Origin of the sequence: Ensifer sp. ENS02 (assembly GCF_014851885.1) — a bacterium.
In the GTDB taxonomy this organism is placed as follows: domain Bacteria; phylum Pseudomonadota; class Alphaproteobacteria; order Rhizobiales; family Rhizobiaceae; genus Ensifer; species Ensifer adhaerens.
Genome location: NZ_JACVAO010000041.1, coordinates 2,501 through 5,369 on the forward strand (window position 1 = coordinate 2,501; position 2,869 = coordinate 5,369).

The 2,869-nt window shown below is 53.2% G+C and carries 1 rRNA gene; it reads left to right on the forward strand.

Going from position 1 to position 2,869, the window contains the following annotated elements:
- Positions 1-53 precede the first annotated feature (53 nt).
- Positions 54-2,849, forward strand: a 23S ribosomal RNA gene (locus tag IB262_RS35220).
- The last annotated feature ends 20 nt before the right edge of the window (positions 2,850-2,869 follow it).

The following is a 2,869-nucleotide window of genomic DNA, read 5'->3' on the forward strand; positions in this document are numbered from 1 at the left end:
GTTGCCGCTTCCCTTCGGGAAGGCGGCTAAGGATGAGCATTGGCAATGAGAACGATCAAGTGTCAAAAGGGCATTTGGTGGATGCCTTGGCATGCACAGGCGATGAAGGACGTGATACGCTGCGATAAGCCGTGGGGAGCTGCGAATAAGCTTTGATCCATGGATCTCCGAATGGGGGAACCCACCTTAAATGCTTGGAAAATTTAAGTCGTGCGCAAGTACGGCTTAGGTTTCCAAGCATTGTTTAAAGGTATCTTATCCTGAATACATAGGGGTAAGAAGCGAACGCAGGGAACTGAAACATCTAAGTACCTGCAGGAAAGGACATCAACCGAGACTCCGCAAGTAGTGGCGAGCGAACGCGGACCAGGCCAGTGGCAATGAGGAATAAAGTGGAACGACATGGAAAGGTCGGCCGTAGAGGGTGATAGCCCCTTACACGTAGAACACTCATTGTCCTTGAGTAAGGCGGGACACGTGAAATCCTGTCTGAACATGGGGAGACCACTCTCCAAGCCTAAGTACTCGTGCATGACCGATAGCGAACAAGTACCGTGAGGGAAAGGTGAAAAGCACCCCGACAAGGGGAGTGAAATAGAACCTGAAACCGGATGCCTACAAACAGTTGGAGCCCGCAAGGGTGACAGCGTACCTTTTGTATAATGGGTCAACGACTTAGTGTGACGAGCAAGCTTAAGCCGATAGGTGAAGGCGCAGCGAAAGCGAGTCTGAACAGGGCGTTCAGTTCGTCGCATTAGACCCGAAACCGAGTGATCTAGCCATGAGCAGGTTGAAGGTTGGGTAACACCAACTGGAGGACCGAACCCGCATCTGTTGCAATAGATTGGGATGACTTGTGGTTAGGGGTGAAAGGCCAATCAAACTCGGAAATAGCTGGTTCTCCGCGAAAACTATTTAGGTAGTGCGTCGACCGAATACCCTCGGGGGTAGAGCACTGGATGGGCTATGGGGACTCACCGTCTTACTGATCCTAACCAAACTCCGAATACCGAGGAGTACTAGTCGGCAGACACACGGCGGGTGCTAACGTCCGTCGTGAAAAGGGCAACAACCCTGACCTCCAGCTAAGGTCCCCAAGTCATGGCTAAGTGGGAAAGGATGTGAGGATCCCAAAACAACCAGGATGTTGGCTTAGAAGCAGCCATCATTTAAAGAAAGCGTAACAGCTCACTGGTCTAAATAAGGGTCTTTGCGCCGAAAATGTAACGGGGCTAAAGCCATGCACCGAAGCTGAGGATACGTCGCAAGACGTGTGGTAGCGGAGCGTTCCGTAAGCCTGTGAAGGGATACCCGTGAGGGGTCCTGGAGGTATCGGAAGTGCGAATGTTGACATGAGTAACGATAAAGAGGGTGAGAGACCCTCTCGCCGAAAGACCAAGGGTTCCTGCTTAAAGTTAATCTGAGCAGGGTTAGCCGGCCCCTAAGACGAGGCGGACACGCGTAGTCGATGGGAACCACGTTAATATTCGTGGGCCTGGTGGTAGTGACGGATCGCTTAACTTGTTCACACTTATTGGATTGTGTGGGCGGGGACGCGGTTCCAGGAAATAGCTCCACCGTATAGACCGTACCCGAAACCGACACAGGTGGTCAGGTAGAGTATACCAAGGCGCTTGAGAGAACTATGCTGAAGGAACTCGGCAAATTGCACGCGTAACTTCGGAAGAAGCGTGACCCCAAGGGACGCAAGTCTGTTGGGGTGGCACAGACCAGGGGGTAGCGACTGTTTATCAAAAACACAGGGCTCTGCGAAGTCGCAAGACGACGTATAGGGTCTGACGCCTGCCCGGTGCTGGAAGGTTAAGAGGAGGGGTGCAAGCTCTGAATCGAAGCCCCAGTAAACGGCGGCCGTAACTATAACGGTCCTAAGGTAGCGAAATTCCTTGTCGGGTAAGTTCCGACCTGCACGAATGGCGTAACGACTTCCCCGCTGTCTCCAGCATAGACTCAGTGAAATTGAATTCCCCGTGAAGATGCGGGGTTCCTGCGGTCAGACGGAAAGACCCCGTGCACCTTTACTATAGCTTTACACTGGCATTCGTGTCGGCATGTGTAGGATAGGTGGTAGGCTTTGAAGCAGGGACGCCAGTTCTTGTGGAGCCATCCTTGAAATACCACCCTTATCGTCATGGATGTCTAACCGCGGTCCGTTATCCGGATCCGGGACAGTGTATGGTGGGTAGTTTGACTGGGGCGGTCGCCTCCGAAAGAGTAACGGAGGCGCGCGATGGTGGGCTCAGACCGGTCGGAAATCGGTCGTCGAGTGCAATGGCATAAGCCCGCCTGACTGCGAGACTGACAAGTCGAGCAGAGACGAAAGTCGGTCATAGTGATCCGGTGGTCCCGCGTGGAAGGGCCATCGCTCAACGGATAAAAGGTACGCCGGGGATAACAGGCTGATGACCCCCAAGAGTCCATATCGACGGGGTTGTTTGGCACCTCGATGTCGGCTCATCGCATCCTGGGGCTGGAGCAGGTCCCAAGGGTTTGGCTGTTCGCCAATTAAAGCGGTACGTGAGCTGGGTTCAGAACGTCGTGAGACAGTTCGGTCCCTATCTGCCGTGGGTGTAGGAATATTGACAGGATCTGTCCCTAGTACGAGAGGACCGGGATGGACATATCTCTGGTGGACCTGTTGTCCTGCCAAGGGCATAGCAGGGTAGCTATATATGGAATGGATAACCGCTGAAGGCATCTAAGCGGGAAACCAACCTGAAAACGAGTATTCCCTTGAGAACCGTGGAAGACGACCACGTTGATAGGCTGGGTGTGGAAGTGCGGCAACGCATGAAGCTTACCAGTACTAATCGTTCGATTGGCTTGATCGTTCCCATTGCTCATGCTCATC